Below are 16,929 nucleotides of genomic sequence, written 5' to 3' on the forward strand. Positions count from 1 at the left end.
CTCCTACGGCCCCTACGGCCAGGGGTTGAGCCCCTCCGAGCGGCGCTGCGCGAAGCCCGGCGTCGGGTCCAGGTAGACCCGGCGCACCATCGGGAACTCCTCCCGCAGCCGCTGCTCGGCCCGTTCGCAGGCCCACTCGATCTGCGCCGCCGTCGACACGTCCCGGAAGTCGACCTTGGCGGCGACCAGCGCCTCCCGCGGCCCCTGCACGAGGGTGGTCAGCTCCAGTACGGCCTCGATGTGCTCGACGGCCACCAGTTCCGCCCGGATCCGGTCCCGGACGGTGCGCGGCAGCGGGCGGCCGACGAGGAACTCGGCGTTGGAGCGGCCCAGCACCCAGGCGACGTACAGCAGCAGGGCGCCGATGCACAGCGAGGCGGCCCCGTCCCAGACGCCGGAGCCGGTGAGCTGCCCGCCGAGCAGTCCGCCCGCGGCCAGCAGCAGGCCGGCCAGGGCGGCGGAGTCCTCCATGACGACGGCCTTCACGGCGGTGTCGGGGGTGCGGCGCAGATAGCGGCCGAAGGACACCCGGTGGCGGTCGGCCTCGCCGCGGACCTGCCGCAGGCCGGTGCGCAGCGAGTAGCCCTCCAGGACGAAGGCGACGGCCAGGACGATGTACGACACCAGCGGGTCGCCGAGGTCCTCGCCGTGGGTGAGCGTGTGGATGCCGTCGTAGAGGGAGAAGACGGCGCCGCCGACGAAGGTGGCGACTGCGGCGAGCAGGGCCCAGATGTAGCGCTCGGGGCCGTGGCCGAGGGGGTGGTCCTCGTCGGCGGGGCGGACGCTGCGTTTGAGCGAGGTCAGCAGCAGTACCTCGGTGACGGTGTCCGCGACCGAGTGCGCGGCCTCGGACAGCATGGCGCTGGAGCCGCTGATCACGCCGGCCACCGCCTTGGCGACGGCGATGCCCAGATTGGCGAAGGCGGCGACGAGCACCGTGAAGGTGCTGTCGCCGTTCTTCTCCGCCTCCGCCGTGTCCCCTGTGTCCGCCATGCCCCTCAGTGTTCCCGAGGGACGCGGACCACGCCTTCCTGGACGACCGATACGGCGAGCCGCCCGTCCTGGGTGTGGATGCGGGCCTGGCCGAGGCCCCGGCCGCCGGACGCGGACGGCGACTGCTGGTCGTACAGCAGCCATTCGTCGGCGCGGAAGGGCCGGTGGAACCACATGGCGTGGTCCAGCGAGGCCCCGACGACGTCGCCGACGGCCCAGCCGCCGCGGCCGTGTGCGAGCAGGACCGAGTCGAGCAGGGTCATGTCGGAGACGTAGGTGGCGAGGACGACGTGCAGCAGGGGGTCGTCCGCGAGTTTGCCGTTGGTGCGGAACCACACCTGGGAGTGCGGTTCGCGCGGGGTGCCGAAGTCGCCGAAGGGCGGGTCGTCGACGTAGCGCAGATCGACGGCCGCGCGTGCCTCCAGGAAGCGCTCGACGGTCTCGGCGGGCAGGTGCGGGTAGCTCCGCAGCCGTTCCTCGCCGGTGGGGAGGGCCGCCGGGTCCGGTGCGGGCGGCATCGGGGCCTGGTGGTCGAGGCCCTCCTCGTACGTCTGGAAGGACGCCGACAGGGTGAAGATCGGCTTGCCGTGCTGGACGGCGACGACGCGGCGGGTGGTGAAGGAGCGGCCGTCGCGCAGGCGGTCGACGTTGTAGACGATGGGGGCGCCGGGGTCGCCGGGGCGCAGGAAGTACGCGTGCAGGGAGTGCGCGTGCCGGTCCCCGGGGACCGTGCGTCCGGCGGCGACCATGGCCTGGGCCGCCACCTGACCGCCGAAGACCCGGGGGACGACGGCGGACCGGGAGCGGCCGCGGTAGATGTCCTCCTCGATCCGCTCGAGGTCGAGCAGGTCGAGGAGGGACTGGAGTGCTTCGCTCATGTCCTGTGGTCTACAGGCCCATGTTCTTCGCGATGATCGACTTCATGATCTCGCTGGTGCCACCGTAGATGCGGTTGACGCGGTTGTCCGCGTACAGGCGGGCGATCGGGTACTCGTTCATGTAACCGTAGCCGCCGTGCAGCTGGAGGCAGCGGTCGATGACGCGGTGGGCGACCTCGGTGCAGAACAGCTTGGCGGACGCGGCCTCGGCGGGGGTCAGCTCACCGGCGTCCAGGGCCTCGGTGGCGCGGTCGACGACGGCCTCGGCGGCGTCCACCTCGGCCTGGCAGGCGGCCAGCTCGAACTTGGTGTTCTGGAAGTGGGCGACCGGCTTGCCGAAGACGGTGCGGTCCTGCACGTACTGCTTGGCGAACCGGACGGCGGCCTTGGCCTGGGCGTAGGCGCCGAAGGCGATGCCCCAGCGCTCGGAGGCCAGGTTGTGGCCGAGGTAGGAGAAGCCCTTGTTCTCCTCGCCGAGCAGGTCCTCGACGGGGACCTTGACGTCGACGAAGGCCAGCTCGGCGGTGTCGGAGGTGCGCAGGCCCAGCTTGTCGAGCTTGCGGCCCACCGAGTAGCCCTCGGACTTGGTGTCCACGGCGAACAGGGAGATGCCGTGGCGGCGGTCCTCGGCCGTGGGCGCGGCGGTGCGGGCGCAGACGATCACCTTGTCGGCGTGCACGCCGCCGGTGATGAAGGTCTTGGCGCCGTTGAGGACGTAGTGGGTGCCGTCCTCGGAGAGCTTGGCGGTGGACTTCATGCCCGCGAGGTCGGAGCCGGTGCCGGGCTCCGTCATCGCGATGGCCCACATCTCCTCGCCGGTGACGAACTTCGGCAGATAGCGCTTCTTCTGCTCGTCGGTGGCCAGCATGTTGATGTAGGGCAGGGCGAGCAGCACGTGGACGCCGGAGCCGCCGAACTGGACGCCCGCGCGGGCGGTCTCCTCGTAGAGGACGGCCTCGAACTTGTGGCTGTCCATGCCGGCACCGCCGAACTCCTCGGGCACGTTGATGCCGAAGATGCCCAGCTCGCCGAGCTTGTAGTAGAACTCGCGCGGCGCCTGGCCCGCGGCGAACCAGTCGTCGTAGACGGGGACGACCTCGGCCTCGATGAAGGCGCGGAGGGTCTCCCGGAACGCCTCGTGGTCCTCGTTGAACACCGTACGGCGCACCGCGCCACCTCCAGGGTACGAATATCTAAGCGCTTGCTCAGACATCACGGTACCGGTGAGTAGGGAGGAGCGTCCAGACCGGGACGCGGGTAACCCTCGTCACTCCCCTGCCGCCGGAGGGGCGCCCCTACGCCTCCCCCACCGCCGCGAACGCCCCCCGCGCCATCCGGTGCAGCAGGGACGCCGTCACCGCGCGGCCGGGGAGGGAGCCGGGGCGGCCCAGGTGGGGGGTGGAGTTCAGGAGGCCGAAGACGGAGTGGACGGCGGAGCGGGCCGCGGGCTCGGCGACCGCCGGGTAGACCTCCCGGAGCACCCCGACCCACAGCTCGACGTACTGCCGCTGCAACTGGCGCACCATCTTGCGGTCGGCGTCCCGGAGGCGGTCCAGCTCGCGGTCGTGCAGGGTGATGAGCGGGCGGTCGTCGAGCGCGAAGTCGATGTGCCCCTCGATCAGCGAGTCGAGGACCGCCTCGGAGCCGGCCGCCCCGTCCGCCTCCGCCAGCCGCCGCTTCGCCCCGGTCAGCAGCGAGTCGCTGATCCCGACCAGCAGCTCGGCGAGCATCGCGTCCTTGCCGGGGAAGTGCCGGTACAGGCCGGGGCCGCTGATGCCGACCGCGGCGCCTATCTCGTCGACGCCCACCCCGTGGAAGCCGCGCTCGGCGAAGAGCCGGGCGGCCTCCTTGAGGATCTGCTCGCGGCGGGTGGGGGCGTCGGTTCTGGTGGCCATGGGACCAATTCTAGACAGGGCGGTTAGCGGTCGTTAACCTGAGGGAAATGCGTTAACGCTCATTAACCGATCGACCGATCGACCATCGGGTGAGGGGACCGCAGGATGCACGAGGCACCGGAGCTGACGACGGCGGCAGATCCCGCGTCGGAGGCCTTTCGGGCCAACGAGGAGGCGCACGCCGCCCTCGTTCAGGAACTGCGCGCCAAGCTCGCGGCGGCCCGGCTGGGCGGCGGCGAGCGGGCGCGGGCCCGGCACACCGCGCGGGGCAAGCTGCTGCCGCGCGACCGCGTGGACACACTGCTCGACCCGGGCTCGCCGTTCCTGGAGCTGGCGCCGCTCGCCGCCGACGGGCTCTACGACGGAGCGGCCCCGGCCGCCGGCGTCATCGCCGGCATCGGCCGGGTCAGCGGCCGGGAGTGCGTGATCGTCGCCAACGACGCCACCGTCAAGGGCGGCACGTACTACCCGATGACCGTGAAGAAGCACCTGCGGGCGCAGGAGGTGGCGCTGGAGAACCGGCTGCCGTGCCTGTACCTGGTGGACTCGGGGGGCGCCTTCCTGCCGATGCAGGACGAGGTCTTCCCCGACCGCGAGCACTTCGGGCGGATCTTCTACAACCAGGCCCGGATGTCGGGCGCGGGCATCCCGCAGATCGCGGCCGTCCTCGGCTCCTGCACGGCGGGCGGCGCGTACGTCCCGGCGATGAGCGACGAGGCCGTGATCGTCCGCGACCAGGGCACGATCTTCCTGGGCGGGCCGCCGCTGGTGAAGGCGGCCACCGGTGAGGTGGTCACGGCGGAGGAGCTGGGCGGCGGCGAGGTCCACGCGCGGGTGTCCGGCGTGACCGACCACCTCGCGGAGGACGACCCGCACGCCCTGCGCATCGTGCGGCAGATCGTCTCCACCCTGCCGGAGCGCGGCGCGCTCCCCTGGGGTGTCCAGCCCGCGGTCGAGCCGAAGGCGGACCCGCAAGGGCTGTACGGCGTGGTGCCGGTCGACTCCCGCACCCCCTACGACGTGCGCGAGGTCATCGCGCGCGTGGTGGACGGCTCCCGCTTCGCCGAGTTCAAGTCCGAGTACGGGCAGACCCTGGTCACCGGCTTCGCCCGCATCCACGGTCACCCGGTCGGGATCGTCGCCAACAACGGCATCCTGTTCTCCGAGTCGGCCCAGAAGGGCGCCCACTTCATCGAGCTGTGCGACCAGCGCGGCATCCCGCTGGTGTTCCTGCAGAACATCTCCGGGTTCATGGTGGGCCGGGACTACGAGGCCGGTGGCATCGCCAAGCACGGCGCCAAGATGGTGACGGCGGTGGCGTGCACGCGCGTGCCGAAGCTGACGGTGGTCGTCGGCGGGTCGTACGGCGCGGGGAACTACTCGATGTGCGGGCGGGCGTATTCGCCGCGCTTCCTGTGGATGTGGCCCAACGCCAAGATCTCCGTGATGGGCGGCGAGCAGGCCGCCTCCGTGCTGGCCACGGTCAAGCGGGACCAGCTGGAGGCCCGCGGCGAGGAGTGGCCGGCCGAGGAGGAGGAGTCCTTCAAGGCGCCGGTCCGCGCCCAGTACGAGCGGCAGGGCAACGCCTACTACGCGACCGCCCGCCTGTGGGACGACGGCGTGATCGAGCCCGCCGACACCCGGCAGGTGCTGGGACTGGCCCTGACCGCGTGTGCCAACGCGCCGCTGGGCGAGCCCCAGTTCGGCGTCTTCCGGATGTGAGGAGGGGACCCATGCAGAACACGAACACGAGCACGGACGGGACGCCGCGCATGTTCGACACCGTGCTCGTCGCCAACCGGGGCGAGATCGCCGTCCGCGTCATCCGGACCCTGCGCGCGATGGGCGTGCGCTCGGTGGCGGTCTTCTCCGACGCCGACGCGGACGCGCGGCACGTGCGGGAGGCCGACGAGGCGGTACGGATCGGCCCGGCGCCGGCGACGGAGAGCTATCTGTCCGTGGAGCGGCTGCTGGAGGCGGCGGCCCGGACGGGGGCGCGGGGGGTTCACCCGGGGTACGGCTTCCTCGCCGAGAACGCGGGCTTCGCGCGGGCCTGCGAGGAGGCGGGGCTGGTCTTCATCGGGCCGTCGGCCGACGCCATCGCCCTGATGGGCGACAAGATCCGGGCCAAGGAGACGGTGCGGGCGGCCGGAGTGCCGGTCGTCCCCGGCTCCAGCGGCAGCGGACTCACCGACGAGCAGCTCGCCGACGCCGCCCGCGAGATCGGCACCCCGGTGCTGCTCAAGCCGTCGGCGGGCGGTGGCGGCAAGGGCATGCGGCTGGTGCGGGACGCGGCCCTGCTGGCCGACGAGATCGCCGCCGCCCGCCGCGAGGCGCGCGCCTCCTTCGGCGACGACACGCTGCTGGTGGAGCGGTGGATCGACCGGCCCCGGCACATCGAGATCCAGGTGCTGGCCGACGGTCACGGCAACGTGGTGCACCTGGGCGAGCGCGAGTGCTCGCTCCAGCGCCGGCACCAGAAGGTGATCGAGGAGGCGCCGAGCGTCCTGCTGGACGGGGCGACGCGGGCGGCGATGGGCGAGGCGGCCGTGCAGGCGGCCCGCTCCTGCGGCTACCGGGGCGCGGGCACGGTGGAGTTCATCGTCCCCGGCAGCGACCCCTCCCAGTACTACTTCATGGAGATGAACACCCGTCTCCAGGTCGAGCACCCGGTGACCGAGCTGGTGACCGGCCTGGACCTGGTGGAGTGGCAGCTGCGGGTGGCGGCCGGCGAGCGGCTCGGGTTCACGCAGGAGGACGTACGGCTGACCGGGCACGCCATCGAGGCCCGCCTGTGCGCCGAGGACCCTTCGCGCGGCTTCCTGCCCTCCGGCGGCACGGTGCTGCGGCTGCGGGAGCCCGAGGGCGACGGTGTGCGCACCGACTCCGGGCTCAGCGAGGGCACCGAGGTCGGCAGCCTGTACGACCCGATGCTGTCCAAGGTGATCGCGTACGGCCCCGACCGGGAGACCGCGCTGCGCAGGCTCCGGGCGGCCCTCGCCGGGACGGTCACCCTGGGCGTGCCGACCAACGCCGGGTTCCTGCGGCGGCTGCTCGCGCACCCGGCGGTGGTGGCGGGCGAGCTGGACACGGGGCTGGTGGAGCGCGAGGTCGACGGCCTGGTCGCCACCGGCGTACCGGAGGAGGTGTACGAGGCGGCGGCGGCCGTACGGCTGGAGGCGCTGCGCCCCAGCGGCGACGGCTGGACGGACCCGTTCTCGGTGCCCAGCGGCTGGCGCACCGGAGGCGAGCCCAAGCCGGTCTCCTTCCCGCTGCGTGCGCCGGGACTCGAACCCGTCACGCACACCCCGCGCGGCGCCCACACCGTCACAGACGACCAGGTCGCCGTGACCCTGGACGGCGTCCGGCACACCTTCCACCGCGCCGCCGACTGGCTGGGCCGCGACGGCGACGCCTGGCAGGTGCGCGACCACGACCCGGTCGCCGCGTCCCTCGACCGGGCCGCCCACGCGGGCGCCGACTCGCTGACCGCGCCGATGCCGGGCACGGTGACGGTGGTGAAGGTCGCCGTCGGCGACGAGGTGAGCGCCGGGCAGAGCCTGCTGGTGGTGGAGGCGATGAAGATGGAGCACGTCATCTCCGCCCCGCACGCGGGCACCGTCGCCGAGCTGGACGTGGCGCCGGGCACGACCGTCGCCATGGACCAGGTGCTCGCGGTCATCACGCCCACCGACGAGGAGGAGACGGCATGAACGCCCCGGAACCGGGCCTCCCGATGGCCGTACCGGCCGAGGGCCTGCCCGCCCGCGTCCGCGTCCACGAGGTCGGCGCGCGCGACGGGCTGCAGAACGAGAAGGCGACCGTGCCGACGGCCGTCAAGGCGGAGTTCATCCGGCGCCTGGCCGGCACGGGCCTGACCACCGTCGAGGCGACGAGCTTCGTCCACCCCAAGTGGGTCCCCCAGCTGGCGGACGCGGAGGAGCTGTTCCCGGCGGTGGCGGACCTGCCCGTCGAGCTGCCGGTGCTGGTGCCGAACGAACGCGGCCTGGAACGGGCCCTCGCGCTCGGCGCGCGCCGCGTCGCGGTCTTCGCCAGCGCCACGGAGTCCTTCGCCAGGGCCAACCTCAACCGCACGGTGGACGAGGCGCTGGCCATGTTCGAGCCGGTGGTGTCCCGGGCGAAGGCGAGCGACGTCCACGTCCGCGGCTATCTCTCCATGTGCTTCGGCGACCCGTGGGAGGGCCCCGTCCCGGTCCCCCAGGTGGTGCGGGTCTGCCGGGCCCTGCTGGAGATGGGCTGCGACGAGCTGAGCCTGGGCGACACCATCGGCGTGGCGACCCCGGGCCATGTGACGGCCCTGCTCACCGCGCTGACCGAAGCGGGCGTGCCGGTCTCCGCGCTGGGCGTGCACTTCCACGACACCTACGGCCAGGCCCTGGCCAACACGCTGGCCGCGCTCCAGCAGGGCGTCACCACGGTCGACGCCTCCGCCGGCGGTCTCGGCGGCTGCCCCTTCGCCAAGTCCGCCACCGGCAATCTCGCCACCGAAGACCTCGTGTGGATGCTGCGGGGCCTCGGCATCGACACCGGAGTCGACCTCGGCCGTCTGGTCGCCACAAGCGTCTGGATGGCCGCGCACCTGGGCCGACCGAGCCCGTCCCGCACCGTTCGAGCCCTCTCCCACCAGGAGTCGTGAACACCATGGACCACAAGCTCTCCCCCGAACTGGAAGAACTGCGCCGCACGGTCGAACAGTTCGCGCACGACGTGGTGGCGCCGAAGATCGGCGACTTCTACGAGCGGCACGAGTTCCCGTACGAGATCGTCCGCGAGATGGGCCGCATGGGCCTGTTCGGGCTGCCGTTCCCGGAGGAGTACGGCGGCATGGGCGGTGACTACTTCGCCCTCGGCGTGGCCCTGGAGGAGCTGGCCCGGGTCGACTCGTCGGTGGCGATCACGCTGGAGGCGGGCGTGTCGCTGGGCGCGATGCCGCTCCACCTGTTCGGCACCGAGGAGCAGAAGCGCGAGTGGCTGCCCCGGCTGTGCTCGGGCGAGATCCTGGGCGCCTTCGGCCTCACCGAGCCGGACGGCGGCAGCGACGCGGGCGCGACCCGTACGACGGCCCGCCTGGACGAGGCCACCAACGAGTGGGTGATCAACGGCACCAAGTGCTTCATCACCAACTCCGGCACGGACATCACGGGTCTGGTGACGGTCACGGCGGTCACCGGCCGCAAGCCGGACGGCAGGCCCCTGATCTCGTCGATCATCGTCCCGTCGGGCACCCCGGGCTTCACGGTGGCCGCCCCGTACTCGAAGGTCGGCTGGAACGCCTCGGACACCCGTGAGCTGTCCTTCGCCGACGTCCGGGTCCCGGCGGCGAACCTGCTGGGCGAGCGGGGGCGCGGCTACGCGCAGTTCCTGCGCATCCTGGACGAGGGCCGGGTCGCCATCGCCGCGCTGGGCACGGGGCTCGCGCAGGGCTGTGTGGACGAGTCGGTCGCCTACGCGAAGGAACGTCACGCCTTCGGCAGGCCCATCGGCGCCAACCAGGCCATCCAGTTCAAGATCGCCGACATGGAGATGAAGGCCCACACGGCCCGCCTCGCCTGGCGGGACGCGGCCTCGCGCCTGGTGGCGGGCGAGCCGTTCAAGAAGGAGGCGGCGCTGGCGAAGCTGTACTCGTCGACGGTCGCGGTGGACAACGCCCGGGACGCCACCCAGATCCACGGCGGCTACGGCTTCATGAACGAGTACCCGGTGGCCCGCATGTGGCGGGACGCGAAGATCCTGGAGATCGGCGAGGGCACCAGCGAGGTCCAGCGGATGCTGATCGCACGGGAGTTGGGGCTGGTGAGCTGAGCCCCGGACGGCCGGGGGTGGGGGCGGTACCAGGGCCCCCACCCCTGGACAAGATCTGAGGTTAGGCTAACCTACCTTCGAATTGTCCCGCAGAGCACGACGCTCCGCACCGTTCGAAGGCAGCCACCACCATGTCCCACGCCAGCGCCACCCATCCGACCCGCCGCGGAATCCTCGCCGCCGGCGGCGCCCTCGGCCTCGGTGCCGTGCTCGCGGCCTGCGGGGACGGCGACAAGGACAGCGGCGGGACGAGCGAAGGCGCCGCCAAGTCGGGCCCCTGGTCCTTCAAGGACGACCGCGGCACGACCGTGAAGCTGGACAAGGTGCCGACGGCCATCGTCGCCTTCACCGGCGTCGCCGCCGCCCTCTACGACTACGGCGTCCAGGTCAAGGGCGTCTTCGGCCCGACCACCACCAAGGACGGCAAGCCCGACGTGCAGGCCGGCGACCTGGACGTGGACAAGGTCACCGTCCTCGGCAACGAGTGGGGCAAGCTCAACGTCGAGAAGTACGCCTCCCTCGCCCCCGAGGTGCTCATCACCACGACGTTCGACACCGCGGGCACCCTGTGGTCCGTCCCGGAGGAGTCGAAGGACAAGATCGCCAAGCTCGCCCCGAGCGTGGCGATCTCCGTCTTCGACCGGCAGCTCACCCAGCCGCTCCAGCGCATGTGGGAGCTGGCCGAGTCGCTCGGCGCCGACATGAAGGCCAAGAAGGTCACCGACGCCAAGGCCGCCTTCGACAAGGCCGCCGCCCGGCTGCGCGCCGCCGCCAAGGCCCACCCCGAGATCCGGGTGCTGGCCGGCTCCGCGAGCCCCGACCTGTTCTACGTCTCCGGCACCAACCTCTCGGTGGACCTGGAGTACTTCAAGGCCCTCGGCGTGAACTTCGTCGAGCCCTCCGAGGCGGCCAAGAAGGCGACCGGCGGCTGGTTCGAGAGCCTGAGCTGGGAGAACGTCGACAAGTACCCGGCCGACGTCATCATCATGGACGACCGCGCCTCGACCATCCAGCCCGCCGACATCGCGGAGGGCACCTGGAAGAAGCTCCCCGCGGTCAAGGCCGGCCAGGTCATCGCCCGCTCCCCCGAGCCGATCCTGTCCTACGACAAGTGCACCCCCCTGCTGGACAACCTGGCCGAGGCGATCGAGAACGCCAAGAAGGTCGGCTGACCCACCCCCCTTCTCCGGAGCCCCTCATGACGACGGCCGTTGCCGCCCCGTTCCGTTTCTTCTCCCTCCAGGTCGTACGGACGAGACGGCTCGGCCCGTCCCTGGCCCGGGTCACCTTCGCGGGGCCCGACCTGCGCGCCTTCCACTCCGACGGCCTCGACCAGTCACTGTCGCTGTTCCTGCCCCACCCGGGGCAGGCCGAGCCCGCGGTCCCGGTCGAGCTGGGATGGGGGTCCCCCCGCTCGAGCGCAGCCGAGAGTGGGGGAGGCTGGTGGCAGGGCTGGCGCGAACTGCCGGACGACGTGCGGGCGGTGATGCGCTCGTACACGCTGCGCGCGCTGCGCCGGGACGCCGACGGGCACACCGCCGAGGTCGACATCGACTTCGTCCTGCACGGCGTCGAACCGGGGTCGGGGATCGACGCCGGTCCCGCCGCCCGCTGGGCCGCCGGCGCCGCCCCCGGTGACCGCGTACTGGTACTCGGTCCCGCGATCGCCGACAACCGGGCGATCCGCTTCCGGCCGCCCGAGGACACCGACCTGGTGGTGGTCTGGGGCGACGAGACCGCCGTACCGGCCGCCTGCGCGATCGTGGAGGCACTCCCGGCCGGCACCCGTGCCCGGGTCTGGCTGGAGGTGCCGCACGCCGAGGACGTGCAGGACCTCCGGACGGCCGCGGACGCCGAGGTCACCTGGCTGGTCAGGGGCACCGGCGGCGGACGGGGGGCGGCCCTCGCCACCCTCCGGGACGCCGGCTTCCCGCCCGCCGAACGCCCCTACGTCTGGATCGCGGGCGAGTCGGGGTGCGTCAAGGAGCTGCGGCGGCACTTCGTGGGCGAGCGCGGCATCGACCGCCGGCGCGTCACCTTCGTCGGTTACTGGCGCCGCGGCCTGACGGAGGAACAACTCCGCGAGCAGGGCTGACGTCCGCCCCCCATGGGGCCACAGTGACAGCGGTCACCCACAGGCACGCGTTTGATCGACTCAACTTAGGTTAGGCTAACCTAAGTCGAAGCGAGGGTTCCGCCCTCTTCCGCCCCTCTCGGACCGTCCCCACCGGAGGACCCCCACATGCGCTCGCACCTGCTCAACGACGCCACCGCGGAGCAGTACCGCCGTTCCGTGACCGAAGGAGTCGAGCGGGTGGCCGCCAGAATCGCCGCCACCGACCGGCCGTTCACCGGTGTCACGGTCGACGCCCTCTCCCCCCGCATCGACGGGATCGACCTCGACCGGCCCCTGCACGACACGGCCGCGGTCCTCGACGAGCTGGAGGACGTCTACCTGCGCGACGCCGTCTACTTCCACCACCCCCGCTACCTCGCCCACCTCAACTGCCCGGTCGTCATACCGGCGGTGCTCGGCGAGGCGGTCCTGTCCGCCGTCAACTCCTCCCTGGACACCTGGGACCAGTCGGCCGGCGGCACCCTCATCGAGCGGAAGCTGATCGACTGGACCTGCGCCCGGATCGGCCTCGGCCCGGCGGCCGACGGCGTGTTCACCTCGGGCGGCACCCAGTCCAACCTCCAGGCGCTGCTGCTGGCCCGCGAGGAGGCGAAGGCCGAGTCCTTCGCCGACCTGCGGATCTTCGCCTCCGAGGTCAGCCACTTCAGCGTGAAGAAGTCGGCGAAACTGCTCGGCCTCGGCCCCGACGCCGTCGTGTCGGTCCCCGTCGACCGCGACAAGCGCATGCAGACCGTCGCCCTCGCCCGTGAGCTGGAGCGCTGCGCGAAGGACGGCCTGGTCCCCATGGCCGTCGTCGCCACCGGCGGCACCACCGACTTCGGCTCGATCGACCCGCTGCCGGAGATCGCCGGGCTGTGCGAGCAGTACGGCGTGTGGATGCACGTCGACGCGGCCTACGGCTGCGGACTGCTCGCCTCCCTGAAGTACCGGCACCGCATCGACGGCATCGAGCGCGCCGACTCGGTCACCGTGGACTACCACAAGTCCTTCTTCCAGCCGGTGAGTTCGTCCGCCGTGCTGGTCCGCGACGCCGCCACCCTGCGCCACGCCACCTACCACGCGGAGTACCTCAACCCGCGCCGCATGGTGCAGGAACGTATCCCCAACCAGGTGGACAAGTCCCTCCAGACCACTCGCCGCTTCGACGCGCTCAAGCTGTGGATGACGCTGCGCGTGATGGGCGCCGACGGCATCGGCGAACTCTTCGACGAGGTCTGCGACCTGGCCGCCGAGGGCTGGAAACTGCTCGCCGCCGACCCGCGCTTCGACGTGGTCGTCCAGCCGTCGCTCTCCACCCTGGTCTTCCGCTGCATCCCGGCGGCGGTCACCGACCCCGCCGAGATCGACCGCGCCAACCTGTACGCCCGCAAGGCCCTGTTCGCCTCCGGCGACGCCGTGGTCGCGGGCACCAAGGTGGCCGGCCGCCACTACCTGAAGTTCACCCTGCTCAACCCCGAGACGACCACGGCCGACATCGCCGCCGTCCTCGACCTGATCGCCGGCCACGCCGAGCAGTACCTGGGAGACTCCCTTGACCGCGCTTCCTGAAGCCAGCGCCCCGTACGACTTCGTGGGGATCGGCCTCGGCCCCTTCAACCTCGGCCTGGCCTGCCTCACCGAGCCCATAGCCGAGCTGAACGGCGTCTTCCTGGAGTCCAAGCCGGACTTCGAGTGGCACGCCGGGATGTTCCTGGACGGCGCGCACCTCCAGACCCCGTTCATGTCGGACCTGGTCACGCTCGCCGACCCGACCTCGCCGTACTCCTTCCTCAACTACCTGAAGGAGAAGGGCCGGCTGTACTCGTTCTACATCCGGGAGAACTTCTACCCGCTGCGCGTCGAGTACGACGACTACTGCCGCTGGGCCGCGCACCGGCTGAGCAGCGTCCGCTTCTCCACCACGGTCACCGAGGTCACCTACGACGAGCGGGAGGAGCTGTACGCCGTCGCCACCACCTCCGGCGACACCTACCGCGCCCGCCGCCTCGTCCTCGGCACCGGCACCCCGCCGCACATCCCGGACGCCTGCCGTGGCCTGGCCGGCGACTTCCTCCACAACTCCCGGTACGTGCGGCACCGGGCGGAGCTGGTGAAGAAGAAGTCGATCACCCTGGTCGGCAGCGGCCAGTCCGCCGCCGAGATCTACCTGGACCTGCTGGGCGAGATCGACGTCCACGGCTACCGGCTGAACTGGGTGACCCGCTCCCCGCGCTTCTTCCCCCTCGAATACACCAAGCTCACCCTGGAGATGACCTCACCGGAGTACGTGGACTACTACCACGCGCTGCCCGAGGACACCCGCTACCGCCTCACGGCCGAGCAGAAGGGCCTCTTCAAGGGCATCGACGGCGACCTGATCAACGAGATCTTCGACCTGCTCTACCAGAAGCAGCTCGCCGGCCCCGTCCCCACCCGCCTGCTCACCAACTCGGCGCTGACCGGGGCCCGGTACGCGGACGGCACCTACACGCTCGGCTTCCGCCAGGAGGAGCAGGGCAAGGACTTCGAGATCGAGACCGAGGGCCTGGTCCTCGCCACCGGCTACCGGTACGCCGAGCCGGAGTTCCTCAAGCCCGTCCGCGACCGGCTGCGCTACGACTCCCGGGGCAACTTCGACATCGGCCGCAACTACGCCGTGGACGTCACCGGAGGCGGCGTGTTCCTGCAGAACGCGGGAGTCCACGCGCACAGCGTCACCAGCCCCGACCTGGGCATGGGCGCCTACCGCAACAGCTGCATCGTCCGGGAGCTGCTCGGCCGCGAGTACTACCCGGTCGAGAAGACGATCGCGTTCCAGGAGTTCGCCGTATGAGCCGCACGAGCCGCATGAGCACCGCCACCGCCGTCGGGGCACTGACCCTGCGCCCCGTCGACCCCCTCAAGGACGCCGTACTGCTGCACGGCTGGCTCACCCACCCCAAGTCCGCGTTCTGGATGATGCAGGACGCGGAACTCGTGGACGTGGAGCGGGCGTACATGGAGGTGGCCGCCGACGAGCACCAGCAGGCCCACCTCGGCCTGCACGACGGGGTCCCGGCCTTCCTGATGGAGCGCTACGACCCCGCCCACCGCGAGCTGGTCGGGCTGTACGAGCCGGAGCCGGGCGACGTCGGCATGCACTTCCTGGTCGCGCCGACCGACCGGCCCGTGCACGGCTTCACCCGGGCCGTGATCACCACCGTCATGGCCGAGCTGTTCGCCGACCCGGCGACCCGGCGGGTCGTCGTCGAACCGGACGTCACCAACACCGCCGTCCACGCCCTGAACGCAGCCGTCGGATTCGTGCCCGAGCGCGAGATCCAGAAGCCGGAGAAGAAGGCGTTGCTGAGCTTCTGCACCCGCGAGCAGTTCGAGAAGGCGGTGTCCGCATGAGCCTCGCCGACGCCGTCGCCCACCTGACCCCCGAACACTGGGAGCGGGCCAACCGCCTCCTGGTCCGCAAGGCACTGGCCGAGTTCACCCACGAACGGCTGCTGGCCCCCGAGCGGGAGCCGGACGACGGGGGCGGGCAGACGTACGCCGTCCGCAGCGACGACGGTACGACCGTGTACCGCTTCACCGCCACCGTCCGCGCCCTGGACCACTGGCAGGTGGACGCCGACTCCATCACGCGCCACCGCGACGGCGCCGAACTGCCGCTCGCCGCGCTGGACTTCTTCATCGAGCTGAAGCAGACGCTGAGCCTGAGCGACGAGATCCTGCCCGTCTACCTGGAGGAGATCTCCTCCACCCTCTCCGGGACCTGCTACAAGCTGACCAAGCCGCAGCTCACCTCCGCCGAACTGGCCCGCGGCGGCTTCCAGGCCGTCGAGACCGGCATGACCGAGGGCCACCCCTGCTTCGTCGCCAACAACGGCCGGCTCGGCTTCGGCATCCACGAGTACCTGTCGTACGCCCCCGAGACCGCGAGCCCGGTCCGGCTGGTGTGGCTGGCCGCGCACCGCTCGCGGGCGGCGTTCACGGCCGGCGTGGGCATCGAGTACGAGTCCTTCGTCCGGGACGAGCTGGGCGCGGCCACCGTCGACCGCTTCCACGGCGTGCTGCGCGAGCGCGGCCTGGACCCGGCCGACTACCTCCTCATCCCGGTCCACCCCTGGCAGTGGTGGAACAAGCTCACCGTCACCTTCGCCGCCGAGGTCGCCCGCGGGCACCTGGTCTGCCTCGGCGAGGGCGACGACGAGTACCTGGCCCAGCAGTCCATCCGCACCTTCTTCAACGCCTCGCACCCCGAGAAGCACTATGTGAAGACGGCCCTGTCCGTCCTCAACATGGGCTTCATGCGCGGCCTGTCGGCGGCGTACATGGAGGCCACCCCGGCCATCAACGACTGGCTCGCCCGGCTGATCGAGGGCGACCCGGTGCTGAAGGCGACGGGGCTGAGCATCATCCGGGAGCGGGCGGCCGTCGGCTACCGGCACCTGGAGTACGAGCAGGCCACCGACCGCTACTCGCCGTACCGCAAGATGCTGGCGGCGCTGTGGCGGGAGAGCCCGGTGCCGTCCCTCCAGGAGGGCGAGACGCTCGCCACCATGGCCTCGCTGGTCCACGTCGACCACGAGGGCGCCTCCTTCGCGGGCGCGCTGATCGAGCGGTCCGGGCTCGCGCCGGCCGAGTGGCTGCGGCACTACCTGCGGGCCTACTACGTCCCGCTGCTGCACAGCTTCTACGCCTACGACCTGGTGTACATGCCGCACGGCGAGAACGTCATCCTGGTCCTGGAGGACGGGGTGGTGCGGCGCGCGATCTACAAGGACATCGCCGAGGAGATCGCGGTGATGGACCCGGACGCCGTGCTGCCGCCGGAGGTCTCCCGCATCGCGGTGGACGTGCCGGACGACAAGAAGCTCCTGTCGATCTTCATGGACGTCTTCGACTGCTTCTTCCGCTTCCTCGCCGCGAACCTCGCGGGCGAGGGGTTCCTGACGGAGGACGCCTTCTGGCGGACGGTCGCGGAGGTCACCCGGGAGTACCAGGAGTCGGTGCCGGAGCTGGCCGACAAGTTCGAGCGGTACGACATGTTCGCGCCCGAGTTCGCGCTGTCCTGCCTCAACCGGCTCCAGCTGCGCGACAACCGGCAGATGGTGGACCTCGCGGACCCGTCCGGCGCGCTCCAGCTGATCGGGAACCTGAGGAATCCGATAGCCGGACGGTAGGCGGTCGGCGCCCCTCACCCACGGACGGGCACCCCGGAGACGGTCCTCCG

General features: G+C 71.5%; 14 protein-coding genes. 10 read left to right on the plus strand and 4 right to left on the minus strand.

Annotated elements, in window-relative coordinates; genetic code table 11:
• Window positions 1-12: 12 nt before the first annotated feature.
• From ACZ56V_RS07635 to ACZ56V_RS07650, 4 genes are all read right to left on the minus strand, one after another.
• The gene (locus ACZ56V_RS07635) at window positions 13-993 is read right to left on the minus strand and encodes a cation diffusion facilitator family transporter (protein WP_398910698.1); all 981 of its coding nucleotides are present in this window, start codon (window positions 991-993) and stop codon (window positions 13-15) included.
• Window positions 994-998: 5 nt separating this feature from the next.
• A complete protein-coding gene (locus tag ACZ56V_RS07640) occupies window positions 999-1,871 on the minus strand; it encodes an acyl-CoA thioesterase (RefSeq protein ID WP_468940111.1) in 873 nt (290 codons plus the stop codon).
• 10 nt (window positions 1,872-1,881) lie between these two features.
• A complete protein-coding gene (locus tag ACZ56V_RS07645; protein ID WP_123624372.1) occupies window positions 1,882-3,039 on the minus strand; it encodes an acyl-CoA dehydrogenase family protein in 1,158 nt (385 codons plus the stop codon).
• Window positions 3,040-3,166: 127 nt separating this feature from the next.
• Window positions 3,167-3,766 (minus strand): SACE_7040 family transcriptional regulator, encoded by a 600-nt coding sequence (locus ACZ56V_RS07650; RefSeq protein ID WP_398910694.1) that lies wholly within the window; start codon window positions 3,764-3,766, stop codon window positions 3,167-3,169.
• Window positions 3,767-3,871: 105 nt separating this feature from the next.
• On the opposite strand from ACZ56V_RS07650, the gene ACZ56V_RS07655 reads away from it, so the two are divergent.
• The 10 genes from ACZ56V_RS07655 to desD all read left to right on the plus strand — a co-directional run bounded on the left by ACZ56V_RS07655 (window position 3,872) and on the right by desD (window position 16,879).
• Complete coding sequence (locus ACZ56V_RS07655) at window positions 3,872-5,488, plus strand: carboxyl transferase domain-containing protein (RefSeq protein WP_398910692.1); 1,617 nt, start codon at window positions 3,872-3,874, stop codon at window positions 5,486-5,488.
• A gap of 50 nt (window positions 5,489-5,538) precedes the next feature.
• A complete protein-coding gene (locus tag ACZ56V_RS07660; protein WP_398911135.1) occupies window positions 5,539-7,479 on the plus strand; it encodes an acetyl-CoA carboxylase biotin carboxylase subunit in 1,941 nt (646 codons plus the stop codon).
• Complete coding sequence (locus tag ACZ56V_RS07665; RefSeq protein WP_468940115.1) at window positions 7,476-8,423, plus strand: hydroxymethylglutaryl-CoA lyase; 948 nt, start codon at window positions 7,476-7,478, stop codon at window positions 8,421-8,423. Before ACZ56V_RS07660 ends, ACZ56V_RS07665 begins: the two co-directional genes overlap by 4 nt.
• Window positions 8,424-8,428: 5 nt before the next feature.
• Complete coding sequence (locus ACZ56V_RS07670) at window positions 8,429-9,589, plus strand: acyl-CoA dehydrogenase family protein (protein ID WP_398911133.1); 1,161 nt, start codon at window positions 8,429-8,431, stop codon at window positions 9,587-9,589.
• Window positions 9,590-9,720: 131 nt separating this feature from the next.
• Complete coding sequence (desE, locus tag ACZ56V_RS07675) at window positions 9,721-10,761, plus strand: siderophore-binding protein DesE (RefSeq protein WP_468940118.1); 1,041 nt, start codon at window positions 9,721-9,723, stop codon at window positions 10,759-10,761.
• 26 nt (window positions 10,762-10,787) lie between these two features.
• Window positions 10,788-11,684 (plus strand): siderophore-interacting protein, encoded by an 897-nt coding sequence (locus ACZ56V_RS07680; RefSeq protein ID WP_398910688.1) that lies wholly within the window; start codon window positions 10,788-10,790, stop codon window positions 11,682-11,684.
• A 147-nt stretch (window positions 11,685-11,831) separates the two neighbouring features.
• The gene (gene desA / locus ACZ56V_RS07685) at window positions 11,832-13,274 is read left to right on the plus strand and encodes a lysine decarboxylase DesA (RefSeq protein ID WP_398910686.1); all 1,443 of its coding nucleotides are present in this window, start codon (window positions 11,832-11,834) and stop codon (window positions 13,272-13,274) included.
• Window positions 13,258-14,538, plus strand: a complete 1,281-nt coding sequence (locus ACZ56V_RS07690; protein ID WP_467378243.1) for a lysine N(6)-hydroxylase/L-ornithine N(5)-oxygenase family protein — start codon at window positions 13,258-13,260, stop codon at window positions 14,536-14,538. Before desA ends, ACZ56V_RS07690 begins: the two co-directional genes overlap by 17 nt.
• 14 nt (window positions 14,539-14,552) lie before the next feature.
• Complete coding sequence (locus tag ACZ56V_RS07695) at window positions 14,553-15,098, plus strand: GNAT family N-acetyltransferase (protein WP_467378488.1); 546 nt, start codon at window positions 14,553-14,555, stop codon at window positions 15,096-15,098.
• Window positions 15,095-16,879 carry a desferrioxamine E synthetase DesD gene (desD, locus tag ACZ56V_RS07700; RefSeq protein ID WP_468940123.1) on the plus strand — a complete coding sequence of 595 codons (1,785 nt, stop codon included), beginning with the start codon at window positions 15,095-15,097 and terminating at the stop codon, window positions 16,877-16,879. The genes ACZ56V_RS07695 and desD overlap by 4 nt, the downstream gene beginning before the upstream one ends.
• The last annotated feature ends 50 nt before the right edge of the window (window positions 16,880-16,929 follow it).

Source organism: Streptomyces sp. NPDC034099 (genome assembly GCF_055575415.1).